Annotated in this window: 2 protein-coding genes; one reads left to right on the top strand and one right to left on the bottom strand. The window is 75.9% G+C overall.

Annotation, left to right across the window (positions count from 1 at the left end):
• A partial coding sequence (locus AB0M20_RS41745) for an MFS transporter (RefSeq protein ID WP_364306888.1) occupies positions 1 to 1,196 on the top strand: 1,196 nt, incomplete at its 5' end.
• Between the two features lie 46 nt (positions 1,197 to 1,242).
• Here AB0M20_RS41745 and AB0M20_RS41750 read toward each other — a convergent pair.
• The coding region (locus AB0M20_RS41750) for a DUF3995 domain-containing protein (RefSeq protein ID WP_364306890.1) at positions 1,243 to 1,760 on the bottom strand (518 nt) is incomplete at its 5' end.

A 1,760-nucleotide genomic window follows, 5' to 3' on the forward strand; every position in this document is an offset into this window, starting at 1 on the left:
TCGGGCTGGTTCTGCTGGTACGCGAGGAGCGCGGCTCCTTCACCGCGGCCGGGATCGTGGCCGGCGCCTTCGCGATCGGCACCGCGGTCGGCTCACCGGCCTGGGGTCGCACGATGGACGTGCGCGGCCCGTCGGTCCCCGTCGCGATCGGCTCGGCCGCGAGCGCCGTGCTGATCGCCACCCTCGCATTGTTGCCGGGCACCGCGGCGCCGCTGTGGCTCGTCGCGGCCGTCGCGCTCCTCGCCGGTGGAGCTCTGCCGCCGGTCACTCCGGCCGCCCGGGCGGCGTGGCGGAAGTTGTTCCGCGACGAGGGACCCGTGCGGGCCGCCCTGTCCTTCGACGCGGCCGCCATGGAGGCATTGTTCGTCGGCGGCCCGGTGCTGGTCGGCCTCATCCTCGCGCACGGCGGCGAAGCGGCGACCGTCCTGCTCGCCGCGCTCCTGCAGGCCGTCGGCGGCATCGGCTACGCCGCCACACCCGCCGCGCGTGCCGTGCGCCCGTCGGCGACCACCGGACCCGGGTCCTCCGCCCTGGCCGGAGGCTCAGCGGCCGGTAGCAGCACGGCCTCGGAGGGGCCTGGGTTCTCCGCCCTTGCCGGAGGCTCAGCGGCCGGTAGCAGCACAGCCTCGGGCCCGCTCCCGATCCGCCGGCTCGCCGGGCCGGTCGGGGTCGCCGCCGCGCTGGCGGTCGCCTTCGGCATCACCGACACCGCGCTGGCGGCCACCGCCCGCGAGGTGCTGCACGACGCCACGCGGGTGGGCCTGCTGTTCACCGCCATCGCCGGGGGCAGCGCGCTGGGCGGCATCATCTTCGGCACCCGCCACCTGTCGCCCGACGCCGAACGGCGAGCGTTGCCGGTGCTGCTCGCGGCCGTCACCGCGGGGCTGCTGGCCGTTCCGGCGGCGCTGTGGTCCGGCGCGGCGCTGCCGGTGGTGCTCCTTCTGCTGCTGCTCACCGGACTCTGCATCGCTCCGGTGCTGATCATCGTGATGGCGCAGGTCGACAGCGTGGTGCCGGCCGGGCGTACCTCGGAGGCGCAGGCTTGGCTGGCGACGGCCACGCTGGTGGGCACCTCGGCCGGCACGCCGGTCGGCGGCCTGGTCGTGGACCTGCTCGGGGTGCCCGCCGCATACGCCGTAGCGGCCCTGGCCGCCGGCGCGGCGTGCCTGCTGGCCCTGTTCGCGAAGCGGGGCTGACCGGGCCGGACCAACCGCCGAACGCGCGGTTCTGCGCGGCGGTGATCTAGCCGGCGGTGACCTGGGCGGCGGGGTTACGGCCTCGCCGGAAGGTGTGGGCGGCGGCGCCGAACAGCAGGCCGCCGAGTGTGAAGTAGCCGTCGATCGCACGGCCGGTCCACTGGACCGCCTGGGACGGGTCGGCGAAGCCGGTGACCTGCTGGAGGCTCAAGCCGGTCAGACCGCCCGCCGCGACGCCGGTCACCCGGAGCAGTTCGTCGACCAATCCAGCCAGCCCGCGGAGCAGCAGCACCGCGCATCCGGCCCACAGCACCGCCGTCAGGAGCCGGGCCGGCAACCGGCGACCCCACCCTTGGGCAGCGGCGAGCGGCGCCGCAAGGCCGACCACCGCCATCAGGATCAGGATGGCGTCGAACACGCCGGGCGTGGCCTGGGGGAGAGTCGGGCGCACGAGCGTGCCGCCCGAGTACCAGTAGACGTGCGCCAGCACGAACACCACCACCCACGTCGCGGCGGCGTAGGCGGCGACGCTCCGGCCGGCTGTCGCCTGTGCGGGAACCATCG

It is taken from the genome of Actinoplanes sp. NPDC051633, assembly GCF_040681735.1.
GTDB lineage: Bacteria > Actinomycetota > Actinomycetes > Mycobacteriales > Micromonosporaceae > Actinoplanes.